Below are 17,717 nucleotides of genomic sequence, written 5' to 3' on the forward strand. Positions count from 1 at the left end.
TTCATCACCTACGTGCCCGCCGTCAGCCTCTGGCTGCCGGGCCTGTTCGGCTGATGCCGCCTGATCGTTCGGTCTGAGTGGAAAGCGGGCGTCCTTGCGAGGGCGCCCGTTTCTTTCTGATCTCCGGAAAATAATAGTAAGATGCTTTGCAGGGTCCATCAGGCAAGCCGGGTGTGGTCTTGCGTCGCGTCGATCAATCGGGGGCGGTCATGGCATTGCGATACGTGCGGGCGGCATCCTGCGTCATGCTGGCCCTGGCGGCAACCCTGCTGTGGCCGTCGGCCGCGTCTGCTCAGGTCGCCAATTTCCATCCTTGCAATGCCCAACCCGCCTTGCCGATCTGCCAGCATGGCTACGGCAAACGCATTGCGGTCCAGCGTTGGGGCGCACAGCCAGACCCCCTGGACCCGGACGCTGCGGCCCGTGCTTCGCTGGTCACGCGCAATCCGACCAAGGAAATCGAAAAGCTGACCTCCACCACGATTCTGGTGAAAGACATGGGTACGAATGATGTCCTGTTCGCCCGCGAGCCGGACGAGGTGCGGCCGATCGCGTCGATCACCAAGCTGATGACCGCCCTGGTGGTGGTCAAGGCCGGCCTCCCCATGGACGAGATGATCAGCATCGACGCCAGCGACAATGCCGTGCCCAGTGAACTGCCGTCGCGCTTGGCGGTCGGTGCCAGCCTCAGCCGCTCGGATCTGCTGCATCTGGCGCTGATGTCGTCCGAAAACAGCGCGGCCCATGCCCTGGGGCGCACCTATCCAGGCGGCATACGGGCATTTGTCGATGCCATGAACGCCCAGGCTCAGGTGCTGGGCATGAGCAATTCCAGGTTCGTGGAACCCGTCGGCCTGTCCAATGAAAACGTGTCCTCGGCCGGCGATCTGGTGCGGCTGGTCAAGGCCGCTGCAGAACAGCCGCTGATCCGGCAGTTCACGACCGACCCTGGAGACAAGCTTGCGGGCCAGACCTTCCACAATACCAATATGTTGGTGGGCAGGCCTGACTGGGCGATCCTGGCGTCCAAGACCGGCACAACCCGCGAGGCCGGCAATTGCCTGGTCATGATGCTGGAGCTGGGCGGTCGGCAGTTGGCCATGGTGCTGCTCAACGCCCAGGGCATGAGCGGTTCGCGCTTTGGCGATGCGGTGCGCGTGCGGCGCGTCCTGAGCAGCAGGATGGCCGCGAAATAGACCCCGTCGCGGGATCACTCCGCGATGATTGTGCGACTTTGCCTGCGGCGGTCGCTTTGGTCCTTGTAGGCGAAGACCAGAGCCAGCACGACGACTGCGGCGATCACGCCAAAGCCCGCCGCAGTGGCCAGGTGCCACGACGAGGATCCGTCCAGCGTCCAGAACACGGCGGCGGTGATCATGGCGATGCCCACGGATGTTCCGATGCGCTGGCCCGTCTGCATGATGGCCCCCGAACTGCCGGCGTAATCCAGAGGCACGTCCATCAGCGTCAGGGCCTGGTTGGGGCTGATGACCGATCCCTGCGCCAGCCCGATGAAGGACAGGGTGAGCAGCAGCCACCAGGCGCTGATCAGGCCATAGGCCTGCAGCAGGATCACCCCTATGCTCAGGCCCAGGCCCAGCAGGGCCAGGAACAGGCCGCCGATGACGATCTTGCGGCCGTAGGCCATGACCCGGCGACCGGCCCAGTCGGCCGCCCAGGACGAGAACAGGGCGGCGGGAATGCCGAACAGCCCCGATTCCAGGGCCGACATGCCCAGGCCTTGCTGTACGTACAGGGCGACCAGCACCCAGACGCTGGTCATGCCCAGGAAATACAGCGCCATGATCAGGACGCCGTTGCTGAAGCTGGCAGTGGAAAAAATGCGCAGATCGACCATGGGGCTGCCGCCTCGGCGCATTACGCCGCGTTCCCAGAGAATCCACAGGCCGGCCAGCGCCAGGCCCAGCGGCAGCAGGGCCCAGGTCAGTGGCGAAGTGCGGGATTCGACGAAGGGGTACAGGACCGACAGCACGGCCAGCCCCAGCAGCAGGGATCCGACGGGGTCCAGGGAACGCCATCCCAGTCGCGCGGCGGCCTGGGCGTCAGGGTTGCCTGCCGCGCCTGGCGGGTGGACGCGGTCCGGGCGCTGGAGCAGGGGCCGGGGAAACCACTTCAGCCCCAGAACGATGACGGCGATGCCGATGGGCACGTTGACCAGGAACGTCAGCCGCCAGCCCAGGTGCAGGCCGCCCAGTTCGATCAGCAGACCGCCCAGCACCGGACCGATGGCCACGGAAAATCCGACGACAGTGCCGAAATAGCCAAAGGCGCGACCGCGTTCGGCGCCGCGGAAATAGTGCTGGATCATGCCCAGGCCCTGCGGGTTGAGCAGGCCTGACCCAACCCCCTGTAGAAAGCGCGCACCATTGAGCCAGTCGGCGTTCGGCGCCAGGCCGGCGGCGATGGACGACAGCGTGAATAGCGCCACGCCAGCCAGGAACAGGCCGCCGCGCCCCATCAGATCGCCCGCGCGGCCCGCCGCAACCAACACTACGCCGAACGTCAGCGCGTATCCCGACAGCACCCACTGCATATCGGATTGCGAGGCGTTCAGGGAGGTCTGGATCGAGGGCAGTGCGACGTTGACGATGCTGACCCCGATCAGGGACATGAAGATGGTGGTCAGCAGGATGCCCAGAATGCGCCACCGGCCAGGGTCTGGCCGGTGGGCGCTGGATGGGCGGGCGGGGTGAGGGAGGTTCAATGCGTGGTCGAGGACGCCTTTTCCTGTTCGGCGATCTGGGCGTGCACCTGCGTCATGTCGACGGCCTTGACCTGGGTGATCAGTTCTTCAAGCTGCGATGCCGCCAGGGCGCCAGCCTGCTGGAACAGCAGCACGTTCTCGCGAAATACCATCAGGGTCGGAATCGAGCGGATGCGCAGGGCCGTGGCCAGTTCCTGCTGTTCTTCGGTGTTGATCTTGGCGAAGGTGACGTCCGGGTGTTTCTCGGCAGCGGCCTCGAAGGTGGGGGCAAACTGGCGGCACGGACCGCACCACGGCGCCCAGAGGTCGATGATCAGGGGTTGTTCGGCCTGGGTGGCTTCCTGGAAGGTTTCCTGGGTGAGTTCAATGATGCTCATGCGGGCTCCTGACTGTGGCAGGCGGCAAAAGGCCGCTTGCCGGATTTCTGATCATATGGGGGCAGTGTACCTGCCTTGCAAGACTCAGCCGGGAAACAGGGCGTACTTGATGACGAACAGCACGGCGACCAGCAGGGTGGCCGGGTGGATGTCGCGAAAACGCCCCGACAGGGCCTTGATCACCACGTAGCTGATGAAGCCGAAGGCCAGGCCATTGGCGATGGAGTAGGTCAGGGGCATGGCTACGGCGGCGATGGCGGCAGGAACGGATTCGGTGATGTCGTCCCATTGCACGTCGACCAGTTCGCGCAGCATCAGGCAGGCCACGTACAGCAGGGCGGGCGCGGTGGCGTAGGCGGGCACGATGCCGGCCAGCGGCGACAGGAACAGCGCCAGCAGGAACAGCACGGCGATGACCAGCGCGGTCATGCCGGTGCGCCCGCCCGCCTGCACGCCGGAGGCGCTTTCGATGTAGGCCGTGGTGCTGCTGGTGCCCAGGAACGAGCCCGCGACGATGGCGCAGCTGTCGGACAGCAGGGCGCGGCCCAGGCGGCCCGGATTGTTCGGCGTGACGAGGCCGGCGCGCGTGGCGATCCCGATCATCGTGCCGGTCGCATCAAAGACTTCTACCAGCACGAACACCAGGATGATGTGGAAGAACCCGGTGTTCAGCACTCCGGCGATGTCCAGCTTGAAGAACGTGGGATCCAGGCTGGGCGGCGCGGAGAAGATGCCCTGGTACTGAGTCAGGCCGGTCACGATGGACAGCAGGGTGATGGCCAGGATCCCGATCAGGATCGCGCCTTTTACCCGCATGGCCCCCAGCGCGGCGATGATGAAAAAGCCCAGGATGGCAAACAGCGTAGTGGCGTGGGTCAGGTCGCCCAGACCGACCATGGTGGCCGGATTGGGGACGACGATGCCGGCGGTCTTCAGGGCGATGATGCCCAGGAACAGCCCGATGCCGGCTGCGATGGCGGCCCTTAGCGAGGCTGGAATGCCGGCCACCAGCCATTCTCGGGCGCCGGTGACGGTCAGGATGACGAACACCACCCCCGAGATGAACACCGCCCCCAGCGCCTGCTGCCAGGAATAGCCCATCTGCGCGACCACGGTGAAGGCGAAGAACGCGTTCAGCCCCATGCCGGGCGCCATGCCGATGGGCCAGTTGGCGACGAAGGCCATGATCAGCGACCCCAGGGCGGCCGCCAGGCAGGTGGCCACGAAGACGGATCCTTTGTCCATGCCCGTGCTCGACAGGATGTCGGGATTGACGAACACGATGTAGGACATCGTCAGGAAAGTGGTGAGGCCGGCAAGCAGTTCGGTACGGGCGTTGGTCCCGTGTTCCTTGAGCTTGAAGAGCTGTTCGAACATGATCTGTCCCCAGATGTTGAAGCGATTTATTGACGACGTATTTTCTGCAACGACCTCATTCTACGGCGCTCAAAACCCTTTTGGGAACAGCGGTACACTGCGCCCTATGCTGATCATCGGATTCGAGAGTTCCTGCGACGAAACGGGCGTGGCGATTGCCTGCACGGACCGTGGCCTGCTGGCGCACGCCTTGCACAGCCAGATCGCCATGCACCGCGAATACGGCGGCGTGGTGCCGGAACTGGCCTCGCGCGACCACATCCGGCGTATCGTGCCGCTGACTCGGCAAGTGCTGGACGAGGCCGGCGTGCGCCCAGAAAATCTGGATGCCGTGGCCTATACGGCCGGGCCTGGCCTGGCGGGAGCCCTGCTGGTGGGCGCGGGCTTTGCGCGAGCGTTCGCCTGGGCGCAGAATGTGCCGGCGATTCCCATCCATCACCTGGAAGGCCATCTGCTGTCGCCCCTGCTGGCCGACGAAGTCCCCGCGTTTCCCTTCGTTGCCCTGCTGGTGTCCGGCGGGCATACCCAGTTGATGCGCGTCGACGGGGTGGGGCGCTACCAGTTGCTGGGCGAGACGCTGGACGACGCGGCCGGCGAGGCCTTCGACAAAAGCGCCAAGCTCATGGGGCTGGGATATCCGGGGGGACCGGAATTGTCGCGCCTGGCGCAGCAGGGGGATCCCCGCAGCCATGCCTTGCCGCGTCCCATGCTGCATAGCGGCGATCTGGATTTCAGCTTCAGCGGCCTGAAAACCGCCGTCATGACGCGCATGCGGGCCTTGCAGGCCGAAGGCCGGGAAGCCGACCCGAGCGCGCGAGCCGACCTGGCCGCCTCGACCGAGGCCGCCATCGTCGACGTGCTGGCGGCCAAATCCCTGCAGGCCCTGCGCCGGACGGGACTGAAGACCTTGGTCGTGGCGGGCGGCGTGGGGGCCAATCGCCATCTGCGGCAGCAGTTGCAGGAGGCGTTGTCGGCATTGGGTGGGCAGGCGTATTTTCCGCCCCTGCAGTTGTGCACTGACAATGGCGCAATGATCGCCTGGGCTGCAGTACAGCGGGTCAAGGCCGGCCTGGTCGACCTGGCGGCGCCGCAGGATGCGGGCTTTGCCGTGCGGCCGCGCTGGGACCTGCAGGACGTCTGCGTCCCTGCCTGAACTATTTCTTTTTGCTGCCGATGCGGCTTTCCTTGCCGGCGAGCAGGCGGGCGATGTTCTCGTGGTGGCGGGCCAGCAGCAGCACACTGATGAAGACGATGACCAGGGCCGTCAGCACGTTGATGCGCCAGGCGACGTTATTGCCCAGCAGGTAGTAGAACGGCGCGAAGATGGCGGCCATGATGGCGGCCAGCGAAGAATACCGGGTCGTGGCCGCCACGATCACCCAGGTCAGCGCGGTCGCCAGCGCCAGCCAGGGTTGCAGGGCCAGCAGCACGCCCAGCGCCGTGGCCACGCCCTTGCCGCCGCGAAAGCGCAGGAACAGCGGATACAGGTGCCCCAGGAACGCCCCCAGGCCCGCCAGCGGCAGCGCGGCGCCGGACAGCCAGCCCTGGGTGATGGCCCAGGCCGCCAGCGCGACGGCCAGCCAGCCTTTGGCGGCATCGCCCAGCAGAGTCAGCAAGGCCGCGAGCTTGTTGCCGCCGCGCAGCACGTTGGTCGCGCCGGGGTTGCCCGAACCGAAGCTGCGCGGGTCGCGCAGGCCCATCACCCGGCTGACCACCACGGCGAAGGACACCGATCCGATCAGGTATCCCAGCACCAGAGCCAGGATGGAACCGCCTATGAAAGAGAATTCGGACATGGAAGAGGGCGGCCGGGCCGTCGCGGAAAATTGGAATGGGGGCATTCTAAAGCGCATGGGCGGCCCCGTCACCCAGACAGGGGATATCCCCGAGTACAATTCGCACCATCCGGTTTCAGGCAGGAAGACAAGGCAATGCGTATTCTGGTCACCAATGATGATGGCTACAACGCGGCGGGCATCGAGGCGCTGGCGGCGGCCTTGCGGCCGCTGGGCGACATTACCGTGGTGGCGCCTGAGACCAATTGCAGCGCGGCGTCCAATTCCCTGACCCTGCGCCGGCCCCTGTCCTTGCGCCAGGCGGCCAACGGCTTTCATTTCGTCAATGGCACGCCCTCCGACTGCGTGCACGTCGCCATGACCGGCTTGCTGGATTTTCGCCCCGACCTGGTAGTGTCCGGCATCAACAACGGCGCCAACATGGGGGAAGACACCCTGTATTCCGGCACGGTGGCGGCCGCTTCGGAAGGCTATCTGTTCGGCGTGCCGTCCATGGCGTTCTCCTTGGTGGAGCGCGACTGGAAGCACCTGGATACCGCCGTCCAGGTCGCGCTTGAACTGGTGACGCGGTTTCGCGACCAGCCCTGGCAGAATCCCCTGTTGCTCAACGTCAACATCCCGGCTGTGCCGTATCGGCAGCTGTCGGGCTTTCGGGCCACGCGCCTCGGGCGCCGGCACCCTTCCGAACCGGTCATCCGCAGCACGACTCCGTATGGCGATGCGGTGTACTGGATCGGGCCGGTCGGCACGGCCCTGGATGGCGGACCCGACACGGATTTCGGCGCCATCGCCTCGCAGGCGGTGTCGCTCACGCCGTTGCGCCTGGATCTGACCGATCATACTCAGACCCAGGCAGTGGCCCATTGGGTGGGCGATCGATGAACAAACCGCGCCATCCGCTGGACCGGTCTTTCCGGATCGCCCGCAGCCCGGTGCGCAGTTCCGCGCTGGGGCCGGGTTATTCCGTGGCCAACAGCAATACCCGCATCCTGGGGCCGCATGCGCCTGCCCAGGGTGGCGCCGCCCTTGCATCCGCGCTGCCTGCCAACCTGGGCCTGAATTCGGATCGCCTGCGCACCCAGATGGTGCGCAGGCTGCGCGAGCAGGGCATTACCGATGATCGGGTGCTGGCGGCCATGCAGACGGTGCCGCGCCACGATTTCGTCGACCAGGGACTGGCCAGCCGCGCATACGAAGACGCCGCCTTGCCCATCGGCTACGGGCAGACGATCTCGCAGCCCTGGGTGGTGGCTTATATGCTGGCCGTCATGTGCGAGGGTCGGGACCCCCAGCGGGTGCTGGAAATCGGCGCCGGCTGCGGCTATCAGGCTGCGGTGCTGGCGCAGTTCGTGCCCGAGGTCTACGCCGTGGAGCGCATTCGCGGGCTCTACGACCAGGCGCGCCTGAACCTGTCCCAAGGGCGTTCCCGGGGGCGGGTGCGCCTGTCCTTTGGCGATGGCATGCAAGGGCTGGAACACCGGGCGCCCTTCGATGGCATTGTCGTGGCGGCTGCGGGCGTTAAAATCCCTGAAGTCCTGCTGCATCAGCTGGCTATCGGTGCGCGATTGATCGCCCCCGAGGGCTCGACGCACCAGAGACTGATTCTCTTCGAGCGCACCGGTCCTTCTTCCTGGCATCGGGTGGAACTCGAAGACGTCCGATTCGTACCGCTGCGTCCTGGCACGCAGACCTAAGTAGGAGAACCATATGCTCGATGGGACGCTGGTGACAGATGCTCCGTTCACCCAACCGCCGCGCACCGGGCGCATGATGATTTTGGCCGCCGTCCTGTCGGCGGTCGCCCTGGCCGGATGCGCCTCGCGCTCTCAGCGGGCCCCGGTTGCGGACCATTCCAACGCCTCTGCGGCCTCCGGGGCGCAGGCGGCTGCGCGCGGCACCTACGTGGTGCGTGCGGGTGACACGCTCTACAAGATCGCCCAGGACCATGGCATGGAAGTGTCCCGCCTGGCCCAGTTGAACAATATTTCCAACCCCACCCAGCTGGCGATCGGCCAGGTCCTGCGCCTGGACGCCAACACGCCTCAGCCGTCGGGCTCGTCCACGGCAGTGGCCACGCCGGTGCAGACCAAGCCTGCCGGCGGCGCGGCCTCCACTACGCCCGAGGCTACCGGCGCGCCAGCCCCCGTGGACACCACGGCTTCCCGCGCCAGCGATGCCGGCCTGGTCAGCTGGGGCTGGCCCGCGGGCGGCAAGATCATCCAGGGGTTCAACAACACCACCAAGGGCATCGACATCGAAGGCGCCATCGGGGCGCCGGTGACCGCCGCCGCCGCTGGCAAGGTCATGTACGCCGGCAACGGGGTTCGAGGACTGGGCAACCTGATCCTGCTGGGCCACAGCGACGGTTTCATCACTGCCTATGCGCATAACCAGTCGCTGCTGGTCAAGACCGGCGAGATCGTCAAGAAAGGCGCCAAGATCGCCACGATCGGCCAGTCCGACACCACCTCGCCACGCCTGCATTTCGAGATCCGCCGCCGGGGCACGCCGGTCAATCCCTTGTCCTATCTGCCTGCTCGATGACGCCCACCCTGGTCTTCGACCTGGAAACCATTCCAGACGCGGCGGGGCTGCGGCGCCTGAATCCCCAGTGGGCCGATCTGTCGGATGCCGAGCTGATCGAATCCGCATTGGCCCAGCGCCGGGAGACGCATGGCAACGATTTCCTGCCCTTGCATCTGCAGCAGGTGGCAGTGATCGGCTGCGCCTTTCGCGATGACCAAGGGTTTCGCGTGCGCACCATCGGCCAGGCCGACGATCCGGAATCCACCCTGATTGCCGGCTTCTTCAAGACGATCGGCCACTACACCCCCACGCTGGTCAGTTGGAACGGCTCCGGCTTCGATCTGCCGGTGCTGCACTACCGCAGCCTGATCCATGGCGTGGCCGCCCCGCGCTACTGGGACACCGGCGAGGACGATCGCGATTTCCGCTTCAACAACTACCTGAACCGCTATCACACGCGCCACGTCGATCTGATGGATGTGCTGGCGAAGTTCAATGGCCGCGCCAACGCTCCCCTGGATCAGTTGGCCAAGCTCTGCGGCTTTCCCGGCAAGCTCGACATGGACGGTGGCCAGGTCTGGCAGACCTGGCATGCGGGCGACCGCGACCACGTACGCAACTACTGTGAAACCGACGTGGTCAACACCTGGCTGGTCTATTGTCGGTATCGCCTGATCAAGGGCGATCTGGACGCCACGTCCTATGCCGCCGAAATCGACCTGGTGCGCGACACCCTGGCCGCCATCGACGCACCGCACTGGAAGGAATTCCTCTCCGCCTGGAATCATGCCTGAACCCATTGTGTACCCCCTGGATATCGAATCGCTGGATCTCGAGGGGCAGGGAATCGCCCATCACGAAGGCAAGGTCGTCTTCGTCGAGGGCGCTCTGCCCGGCGAGCGGATCCTGGCCCGCGTGAAGCGGCGCAAGCCGTCTTACGACAAGGCCAAGGTCGAACGCGTCCTGAAGCCTTCCTCACAACGCGCTCGGCCTCCGTGCCCGCATTTCGGAGTCTGCGGGGGCTGCGCCATGCAGCACCTGGAACCGGCCGCACAGATCGCCGTCAAACAGCGTTCCCTGGAAGACGCGCTGGAGCACATCGGCAAGGTCCGTCCGCTGCAGATCCTGCCCGCGCTGCAGGGGCCGACCTTGGGCTACCGCCATCGCGCCCGCCTGTCCGTGCGGCTGGTGCAGAAAAAAGGCGGCGTGCTGGTCGGATTCCGCGAGCGCGGCAGCAGCTATGTGGCCGACATGCAGTCCTGCCTGGTACTGCCGCCGCACGTATCGGCTCTGCTGATGCCTTTGCGCGAACTGATCGGCAGCCTGTCGCAGCCCCATCGCATGCCGCAGATCGAGGTGGCCGTGGGCGACGCAGCCACCGTCTTCTGCCTGCGGCACCTGGAACCGCTGACGCCGGCCGATCTGGACCGCCTGCGCGAGTTCGGCCAACGGCACGCCATCGACTGGTGGTTGCAACCCAAGGGGCCGGACACCGCCCATCCCCTGGACCCGGCCCGGGCCGATGCGCTGGCCTATGCGCTGCCGGCCTACGGCCTGCGCATGCACTACAAGCCCGCCGACTTCACCCAGGTCAATCCGCACATCAACCAGGTCCTGATCGCGCGGGCCCTGGACCTGCTGGGCATTCAGCCCGACGACCGCGTGGCGGATCTGTTCTGCGGCCTGGGCAATTTCAGTCTGCCGCTGGCCACGCGCAGCCGCGCGGTGGTGGGCATCGAGGGCAGCGCCACACTGGTCGCTCGCGCCCGCGAAGACGCCGCACGCCAGGGCCTGGCTGAGCGGACCGAGTTTGCCGAATTGAATCTGTTCGAGGTCGATGCCGGCTGGCTGCGCGGCCTGGGGCATTTCGATCGCATGCTGATCGACCCCCCGCGCGAGGGCGCCCTGGCCGTGGCGCAGGCCCTGGCGGAACTCGCGCCCGACGAGCGCCCGCGTCGGGTCGTCTACGTATCGTGCAATCCCGCCACCCTGGCGCGCGACGCCGGGATGCTGTGCCATGTGGGCGGATGGACACTGAAGGCCGCAGGCGCGGTCAATATGTTCCCGCACACGGCGCACGTGGAATCGATCGCGGTCTTTGAACCCTGAAGGAAGTCGCATGCGCTCTGGGAATTCCGTTTTGGATATGAGCGGAAAGCGCGTCATTCCCCGCACCGTCTGGATGCTGGGCCTGGTCAGCCTGTTCATGGATCTGTCTTCCGAACTGATCCACAGCCTGCTGCCGATCTTCCTGGTCTCGGGCCTGGGGGCCAGCGTGCTGACAGTGGGGGTGATCGAGGGCGTGGCCGAGGCCACGGCCATGATCGTCAAGGTCTTTTCCGGCGCCATCAGCGATTTTCTGGGGCGCCGCAAGGCCCTGTTGCTGGCGGGCTATGGCCTGGCAACTCTCAGCAAACCCTTGTTTCCCCTGGCGCAGACGGTGGACATGGTCTTCGCCGCGCGTTTCATCGACCGGATCGGCAAGGGCATCCGGGGCGCGCCGCGCGACGCCCTGGTGGCCGACGTCACGCCGCCGGAAATCCGCGGCGCGGCCTTCGGGCTGCGCCAGTCCATGGACACCGTGGGCGCGGTCCTGGGGCCGGCGATGGCGGTCGTCTTGATGCTGGTCTTCGCGGATATCCGGCACGTCCTGTGGTTCGCCGTGGCGCCGGGCGTCGTCGCCATGGGGCTGCTGCTCTGGGGGGTGCGCGAAACGCGCGGGGACCGGGATGGGACGAAGCCGTTTCGCTCGCCCATCCGCTGGCGTGCGGCGCGCGACTTCGGCGCCGCCTACTGGCGGGTGGTGGCGATCGGTGCGGTGTTTACGCTGGCGCGCTTCAGCGAGGCGTTCCTGATCCTGCGCGGAGAAGACATGGGCCTGAGCGCCTCCTGGGCGCCCATCGTGCTGATCGTGATGTCGCTCTTCTTCACTTTGTCCGCCTATCCGGCAGGCTGGCTATCGGACCGTGTGCCGCGCTCCGCCGTCCTGGCGGCCGGCCTGGTCCTGCTGGTGCTGGCGGACCTGGCCCTGGCGGTCAAGGCCGGCGGCGTCGGGTCGCTGCTGGCCGGCGCGGCGCTTTGGGGGCTGCACATGGGGTTCAGCCAGGGGATCCTGTCCGCCATGGTGGCGGACACGACGCCGGCGGGCATGAAGGGCACGGCCTTCGGCATCTTCAACCTGGCCAGCGGCGTGTGCATGCTGCTGGCCAGCGTCCTGGCCGGCTGGCTGTGGCAATTCTGGGGGCCCTCGGCGACGTTCCTGACCGGCGCGGCATTCGCTGCAGTGGCGTTGCTGGGGCTGGGTACGCCGGCGGGGCGCGGACGTCGTGACGGGTAGCGCAGCCGCCCCGGCTGCGGCTGGCCATCGTCTGGCAGGGGGCCACCAGTGACGAAGGCGTGTGGGAGGGCAGGCTGCATCGACGCATTGCCTCTAAAATGCGGCCTGATCCATTGTCCGACCGCCGTCATGCCACCCATCACCAACATTGCCGCCTACCTGTTCGTTTCCCTGGACGATCTGCCGGATCTGCGTGAGCGCATCCTGGCCCGGACCCTGGCGCTGGACTTGAAAGGCACGGTGCTGCTCGCGCCGGAAGGCATCAATGCGTTCCTGGCGGGCGGCCAGGACGACATCGAGGCGTTCCTGGGCTGGCTGCGCGCGGATGCCCGCTTCGCGCCCCTGCAGGCCAAGTACAGTTATTCCGATGCCGTGCCGTTCCGGCGCACCCGGGTCAGGATCAAGCGTGAAATCATCCGCATGAACCATCCGGCGATCCGGCCTGAAGCCGGGCGGGCGCCGGCGGTGGATGCGTCCACCCTGGCGCGCTGGCTGGAGCAGGGCCTGGATGATGAAGGGCGTGAAGTCGTGATGCTGGACACCCGCAATGGTTTCGAGGTGGATGCAGGCACGTTCACCGATGCCATCGACTGGCGGCTGAGCAAATTTTCAGAATTTCCCGCTGCAGTGCGGACGCATCGCGCTGAACTGGCAGGCAAGACGGTGGTCAGTTTCTGCACCGGCGGCATCCGCTGCGAGAAAGCCGCGATTTTCATGGCCGAGGAAGGCCTGACCCATGTCTATCAGCTGGAAGGCGGCATCCTCAAGTATTTCGAGGAAACCGGCGGCCCTGGGTTCGAGGGCAGCTGTTTCGTCTTTGACGAGCGTGAAGCGCTGGGCACGGACCTGGCCGTGCCGGTGGCCTAGCGTCATCAAGGGCGACTGGATGAAGTGCCCCGGTCTCAAGCCGGAGCATCTCTCCACGTCGCGGCCTGCAGGCCGCTCCGATTCGTCAGGCATGGATCAGTCCGCAGGGACTGATCCATGCCCAGACTTATCCAATATCCGTTGCGCCTCGATACGAACGCGTTCGGGGGCGGTGCCGCCGATGTGCTTGCGGGCCGCGACCGAGCCTTCCAGCGTCAGCACCTGGAAGACGTCGTCCTGGATGTCGGCATGGAAGGCGCGCAGTTCGTCCAGGGACAGGTCGGCCAGATCGCAGCCGCGCTGTTCGCAGGCACGTACCGCCAGCGCCACGGTTTCGTGGGCGTCGCGGAAGGGCACGCCGCGCTTGACCAGGTAGTCGGCCAGGTCGGTGGCGGTGGCGTAGCCCTGCAGGGCGGCGGCGCGCATGGCGTCGGGCTTGACCCGCACCCCGCCCATCATGTCGGCGAAGAGGGTCAGCGTGTCGCGAATGGTGTCGGCCGTGTCGAACAGGCCTTCCTTGTCTTCCTGGTTGTCCTTGTTGTAGGCCAGCGGCTGGCCTTTCATCAGGACCAGCAGTGCCATCAAGTGGCCGTGCACGCGGCCGGTCTTGCCTCGGGCCAGTTCGGGCACGTCGGGGTTCTTTTTCTGCGGCATGATGGAACTGCCGGTGCAGAAGCGGTCGGCCAGGTCGATGAAACCGACACGTGGACTCATCCACAGGACCAGTTCCTCGGACAAGCGCGAGATGTGCGTCATGATCAGCGATGCCGCGGCGCAGAATTCGATGGCGAAATCGCGGTCGGACACGGCGTCCAGTGAATTGCGGCAGACCTCGTCAAAGCCCAGGGTCTTGGCGACCCGTTCGCGGTCGATGGGATAGCTGGTGCCCGCCAGGGCGGCGGCGCCCAGCGGCAGGCGGTTGGTGCGTCGGCGGCAGTCGGCCAGGCGTTCGGCATCGCGGCCGAACATTTCCGCATAGGCCAGCAAATGGTGGCCGAAGGTGACGGGTTGGGCCACCTGCAGGTGCGTGAACCCGGGCAGGATGGTGCTGGCGTGTTCCAGCGCCAGCGTGGCCAGGCGGACGCGCAACTGGCCCAGGAGATCAATGGCCAGGTCGATTTCGTGGCGCAGCCACAGGCGGATGTCGGTCGCGACCTGGTCGTTGCGCGAACGCCCAGTGTGCAGGCGCTTGCCGGCGTCGCCGATCAATTCCACCAGGCGCTTTTCGATGTTCAGGTGCACGTCTTCGAGGTCCAGCGACCACTGGAACTGGCCGTCCTGGATTTCCTGCAGGATCTGCGCCATGCCGCGCTGGATGTCGGCCAGGTCGGCCGCGCCGATGACGCCCACGGCCGCCAGCATGTCGGCATGCGCCAGAGAACCCTGGATGTCGAAGGCGGCCATGCGCTGGTCGAAGTTGACCGAAGCCGTGTAACGTTTCACCAGATCGGAGACGGGTTCGGAGAACCGCGCCGACCACGCCTGGGATTTGTTGTCGAATTGATTGTGTGCGGATGGGGTATTGGACATAGTGCGGAAATTATAAATGAGGCATGACCTGCGCTATATTAAAAGCTTTTCAGCGGATACCGGAGATCATGGCGCAACCCGACATGAAGCAGATCACAGCCATCGTCAAGCCTTTCAAACTGGACGAAGTGCGAGAAGCCCTGTCCGAACTCGGGGTGAACGGCCTGACCGTGACCGAGGTCAAGGGCTTTGGGCGGCAGAAGGGCCACACGGAACTGTATCGCGGGGCTGAATACGTCGTGGATTTCCTGCCCAAGATCCGTATCGACGTGGTGGTGGCGGCGGATCAGACCGATGGGGTGATCGAGGCGATCATCCGCGCGGCACGCACCGGCAAGATCGGCGACGGCAAGATCTTCGTCACGCCGGTCGAACAGGCCATTCGCATCCGTACCGGGGAAACCGGCGTCGAGGCCCTGTAGCGCCCGGCTGGGCGGCAGTGGTGCCCTGGGCGACACGGTGGCTTGGTGAACGCTACAATGCGCTCCATCATGGAACCTGTCCGAATTTCAAAATTGATGGCCCAGCGCGGCCTGTGTTCGCGCCGCGAAGCCGATGCCTACATCGAACGCGGCTGGGTCCGTGTGGATGGCCAGATCGTGCGCGAACTGGGCACCAAGGCCTGGCCCAATGCCCGCATCTCGCTGGAACGGCAGGCGACGCGACGCCAGACCGACAAGGTCACGATCATCCTGAACAAGCCCGTAGGCTACGTGTCGCACCAGGCCGACCATGGCTATCGCCTGGCGGCGTCCCTGGTGCGGGCGGATACCCAGTTTCATGCCGGGCAGAGCCGTCGGGCCTTTGACCCGGCGCACGTGCGTGGCCTGGCACCCGCAGGGCGCCTGGATATCGACTCCCAGGGGCTGCTGGTGCTGACGCAAGACGGACGCATTGCCCGCCAGCTGATCGGCGATGATTCCGGCCTCGAAAAGGAATACCTGGTGCGGGTCGACGGCCGGCTGTCGTCTGGCGGCCTGGCGCTGCTGAATCACGGCCTGATGCTCGATGGCCAGGCGCTGCGCCCGGCCAAGGTACGCTGGCAGAACGAAGACCAGCTGCATTTCATCCTGAACGAGGGCCGCAAACGGCAGATCCGCCGCATGTGCGAACAGGTCGGGCTGAAAGTCGTGGGCCTGAAACGCGTGCGCATGGGGCAGGTCGTACTGGGCGACCTGCCGCTGGGACAGTGGCGCTATCTGCGCGAAGGCGAGCGTTTCTGACGCGGTAGCGCGTGCCGGGCGGGCGGCGGCTCGCGGAAATCTGATTCGTCCTGCTCGGCCTCTTTGCCCGGTCGGGCCTGAGTCGGGCGAGTCAGGCTGAATTTCGCCTGCTCGTCCTGCCCCAGGGTCGCCTGCAGCCAGGGCAGGGCTGCGCGCAGTTCGGCTTCCAGCGTCCAGGGCGGATTCACGACGAACATGCCGCTGCCGTGCATGCCCAAGCCGTCTGCCGAGGGTTTGCGGATCGTCAGGCTGGCGTTCAGCCAGTCTACCGGCAGGCGTTCCAGCGCACGCACCATTTCGTGGGCCTGGACGCGTTGCACCAGCGGGTACCAGATGACGAAGCATCCCTGGGCAAAGCGCTGCAGCCCGTCTTTCAACGCCTGCAGCACGTGCCGGTAGTCCTGCTTGTTTTCGTAGGACGGATCGATCAGGATCAGCCCGCGCCGGGGCGGTGGCGGCAGCAGGCGCTTCAGGCCGGCAAAGCCGTCTTCGCGGGCCACCGCCACCTGGCGGCGCGAGGCGCGCATCTGCTGGCGCAGCGTGTCTTCCAGTACCTGTCCTTCGGTGGGGTGCAGTTCGAACAGACGCAGGCGGTCGTCGGGGCGCATGGCATGCAGCGCCAGGCAGGGAGAGCCCGGATACAGATTGGCCACGCCGTCGGGATTGAAGTCCTGGATGACGTGCAGGTAGCGCTCGATCAATGCGGGTGGCTGGGTGGCGCCCAGCAGGCGATCCAGGCCTTCGGTGACTTCGCCGCTTTGGCCGGCCCAGTCGCCGTCCAGCGCATACAGCCCGGCCCCGGCATGGGTGTCGATCACCCAGTAGGGGTTGTCCTTGCGATTGAAGTAATCCAGGACCTGCACCAGGATGGCGTGTTTCAGGACGTCGGCGTGATTGCCGGCATGGAAGGCGTGACGGTAGCTGAACATGGGGCGGCCTAGGGGTTCAGGCCCAGGGCCTGAGGGTTGACGCTGTCGAGCGCGTCCGTGAAGACCGCGTGGCAGCCCCAGGACAGCAGTTCGCGGGCGCGGTCCGGGTCGTTGACGGTCCAGATGGACAGGGTGGCGCCCTGATCCAGGATGTCACGCACCACGGCACGGTCAGCGTATGCAGTGTCGATGTTCAAGCCGATGCAGCCCAGGCCTGTCTGGCGGGCCCGCCAGTCGGACGGCACCGGGCCTTCGATGAGCAGGGCGCGGGGCAGTTCCGGGGCTGCCGTGCGGGCGGCTTCCAGGGCCGTTTCGGAAAAGGACGACAACAGTGGCGGCAGGACAGCGCCCGCCCACAGTCGGGCGGCGGCCCGGGCCACTGCGATGCCGGTGTCGTGTTCGTACCCTGTAGTGGGCTTGATTTCGATGTTGCTGTGCATCACGCATGCCTGCGTGTAGCGGGCGACGGACAGCAGTGTGGGGGCGGGCTCGCCGGTGAAGTCGCGGCTGTGCCAGGCGCCGAAATCATGGTCGGCCAGGGCCTTCCAATCCAGCGCGCTGGCCAGGCCGTGCCCGTCCGATGTGCGGTCGATGTCGTCGTCATGCAGCAGGAAGGGGACGCCGTCCTGGCTGAGCTTGACGTCGTATTCGGCCATCCGGAATCCGTGGGCCACACCCGTGCGCATGGCGGCCAGCGTGTTTTCGGGTGCCAGACGGCCACCGCCCCGGTGGGCAATGAAGGCAGGCCAGGACCAGGCGGGATGCGGTGTCGTCATGAGGATCCGGATGAATGGGGAAACCTGTCCATTTTAGCGGCTTGCCGGGTTGACCTGCAGCCTGAAGATATGCTTGGCCTGAGCGGGCGTCCGGCTGACGGCCGGCCCGGCCGGGCCGCCTGCACAGCCTGGGCATCACAGTGTTAAACTGCGTGACATTTCAGGTGGTCGATTTCGGCCAGCCAGTTGGGGCGACGGTGTTCGCCTTTTTTGTTCCGGATGGTGCCGGTCTCGTCGGCCGTCATCCTTTGCAG

General features: G+C 66.1%; 18 protein-coding genes. 11 read left to right on the top strand and 7 right to left on the bottom strand.

Features of this window, described 5'->3' with window-relative positions; all coding sequences use genetic code 11:
- Positions 1-209 precede the first annotated feature (209 nt).
- Positions 210-1,196, top strand: coding sequence for a serine hydrolase (locus tag VDP74_RS03090; protein WP_322998158.1), 987 nt, complete (start codon positions 210-212; stop codon positions 1,194-1,196).
- A gap of 14 nt (positions 1,197-1,210) precedes the next feature.
- On the opposite strand, the gene VDP74_RS03095 is transcribed toward VDP74_RS03090, so the two are convergent.
- From VDP74_RS03095 to VDP74_RS03105, 3 genes are all read right to left on the bottom strand, one after another.
- The gene (locus VDP74_RS03095; RefSeq protein ID WP_322998159.1) at positions 1,211-2,725 is read right to left on the bottom strand and encodes an MFS transporter; all 1,515 of its coding nucleotides are present in this window, start codon (positions 2,723-2,725) and stop codon (positions 1,211-1,213) included.
- A complete protein-coding gene (gene trxA, locus VDP74_RS03100) occupies positions 2,722-3,102 on the bottom strand; it encodes a thioredoxin (RefSeq protein ID WP_322998160.1) in 381 nt (126 codons plus the stop codon). Before trxA ends, VDP74_RS03095 begins: the two co-directional genes overlap by 4 nt.
- An 84-nt stretch (positions 3,103-3,186) precedes the next feature.
- Entirely contained in the window at positions 3,187-4,479 is a 1,293-nt protein-coding gene (locus VDP74_RS03105) for an NCS2 family permease (protein ID WP_322998161.1), read from the bottom strand.
- 106 nt (positions 4,480-4,585) lie between these two features.
- Between VDP74_RS03105 and tsaD the strand changes: the two genes are divergently transcribed.
- Positions 4,586-5,632: a tRNA (adenosine(37)-N6)-threonylcarbamoyltransferase complex transferase subunit TsaD gene (gene tsaD, locus VDP74_RS03110; RefSeq protein ID WP_322998162.1), complete on the top strand. Its 1,047-nt coding sequence runs from the start codon at positions 4,586-4,588 to the stop codon at positions 5,630-5,632.
- A gap of 1 nt (position 5,633) precedes the next feature.
- On the opposite strand, the gene plsY is transcribed toward tsaD, so the two are convergent.
- Positions 5,634-6,275 carry a glycerol-3-phosphate 1-O-acyltransferase PlsY gene (gene plsY, locus VDP74_RS03115; protein ID WP_322998163.1) on the bottom strand — a complete coding sequence of 214 codons (642 nt, stop codon included), beginning with the start codon at positions 6,273-6,275 and terminating at the stop codon, positions 5,634-5,636.
- A 135-nt stretch (positions 6,276-6,410) separates the two neighbouring features.
- Between plsY and surE the strand changes: the two genes are divergently transcribed.
- The 7 genes from surE (at position 6,411) to VDP74_RS03150 (ending at position 13,005) form a co-directional block, all read left to right on the top strand.
- The gene (gene surE, locus VDP74_RS03120; protein ID WP_322998164.1) at positions 6,411-7,157 is read left to right on the top strand and encodes a 5'/3'-nucleotidase SurE; all 747 of its coding nucleotides are present in this window, start codon (positions 6,411-6,413) and stop codon (positions 7,155-7,157) included.
- Positions 7,154-7,969, top strand: a complete 816-nt coding sequence (locus tag VDP74_RS03125; RefSeq protein WP_322998165.1) for a protein-L-isoaspartate(D-aspartate) O-methyltransferase — start codon at positions 7,154-7,156, stop codon at positions 7,967-7,969. The genes surE and VDP74_RS03125 overlap by 4 nt, the downstream gene beginning before the upstream one ends.
- A gap of 13 nt (positions 7,970-7,982) precedes the next feature.
- Positions 7,983-8,819, top strand: a complete 837-nt coding sequence (locus VDP74_RS03130) for a peptidoglycan DD-metalloendopeptidase family protein (RefSeq protein WP_322998166.1) — start codon at positions 7,983-7,985, stop codon at positions 8,817-8,819.
- Positions 8,816-9,595 (top strand): 3'-5' exonuclease, encoded by a 780-nt coding sequence (locus VDP74_RS03135; RefSeq protein WP_322998167.1) that lies wholly within the window; start codon positions 8,816-8,818, stop codon positions 9,593-9,595. The genes VDP74_RS03130 and VDP74_RS03135 overlap by 4 nt, the downstream gene beginning before the upstream one ends.
- Positions 9,596-9,599: 4 nt before the next feature.
- Positions 9,600-10,910, top strand: coding sequence for a 23S rRNA (uracil(1939)-C(5))-methyltransferase RlmD (gene rlmD, locus VDP74_RS03140; protein WP_322998315.1), 1,311 nt, complete (start codon positions 9,600-9,602; stop codon positions 10,908-10,910).
- 37 nt (positions 10,911-10,947) lie between these two features.
- Entirely contained in the window at positions 10,948-12,138 is a 1,191-nt protein-coding gene (locus VDP74_RS03145; protein ID WP_322998168.1) for an MFS transporter, read from the top strand.
- 129 nt (positions 12,139-12,267) lie between these two features.
- Entirely contained in the window at positions 12,268-13,005 is a 738-nt protein-coding gene (locus tag VDP74_RS03150) for a sulfurtransferase (RefSeq protein ID WP_322998169.1), read from the top strand.
- A gap of 96 nt (positions 13,006-13,101) precedes the next feature.
- Here the strand turns inward: VDP74_RS03150 and argH are convergent, their stop codons facing one another.
- Positions 13,102-14,535: an argininosuccinate lyase gene (argH, locus tag VDP74_RS03155; protein ID WP_322998170.1), complete on the bottom strand. Its 1,434-nt coding sequence runs from the start codon at positions 14,533-14,535 to the stop codon at positions 13,102-13,104.
- A gap of 83 nt (positions 14,536-14,618) precedes the next feature.
- Here argH and VDP74_RS03160 point away from each other — a divergent pair, with 83 nt between their 5' ends.
- Together VDP74_RS03160 and VDP74_RS03165 are read left to right on the top strand one after the other, a co-directional pair.
- Positions 14,619-14,957 carry a P-II family nitrogen regulator gene (locus VDP74_RS03160; protein ID WP_322998316.1) on the top strand — a complete coding sequence of 113 codons (339 nt, stop codon included), beginning with the start codon at positions 14,619-14,621 and terminating at the stop codon, positions 14,955-14,957.
- A 69-nt stretch (positions 14,958-15,026) separates the two neighbouring features.
- Entirely contained in the window at positions 15,027-15,758 is a 732-nt protein-coding gene (locus tag VDP74_RS03165) for a pseudouridine synthase (protein WP_322998171.1), read from the top strand.
- Here VDP74_RS03165 and VDP74_RS03170 read toward each other — a convergent pair.
- A complete protein-coding gene (locus tag VDP74_RS03170; protein ID WP_322998172.1) occupies positions 15,731-16,687 on the bottom strand; it encodes a 23S rRNA (adenine(2030)-N(6))-methyltransferase RlmJ in 957 nt (318 codons plus the stop codon). The two genes, VDP74_RS03165 and VDP74_RS03170, sit on opposite strands and share 28 nt — an antisense overlap.
- 8 nt (positions 16,688-16,695) lie before the next feature.
- Entirely contained in the window at positions 16,696-17,463 is a 768-nt protein-coding gene (ugpQ, locus tag VDP74_RS03175; protein WP_322998173.1) for a glycerophosphodiester phosphodiesterase, read from the bottom strand.
- Between the last annotated feature and the right edge of the window lie 254 nt (positions 17,464-17,717).

It is taken from the genome of Castellaniella sp. (assembly GCF_034674885.1).
Classification (GTDB): Bacteria; Pseudomonadota; Gammaproteobacteria; order Burkholderiales; family Burkholderiaceae_B; genus Castellaniella.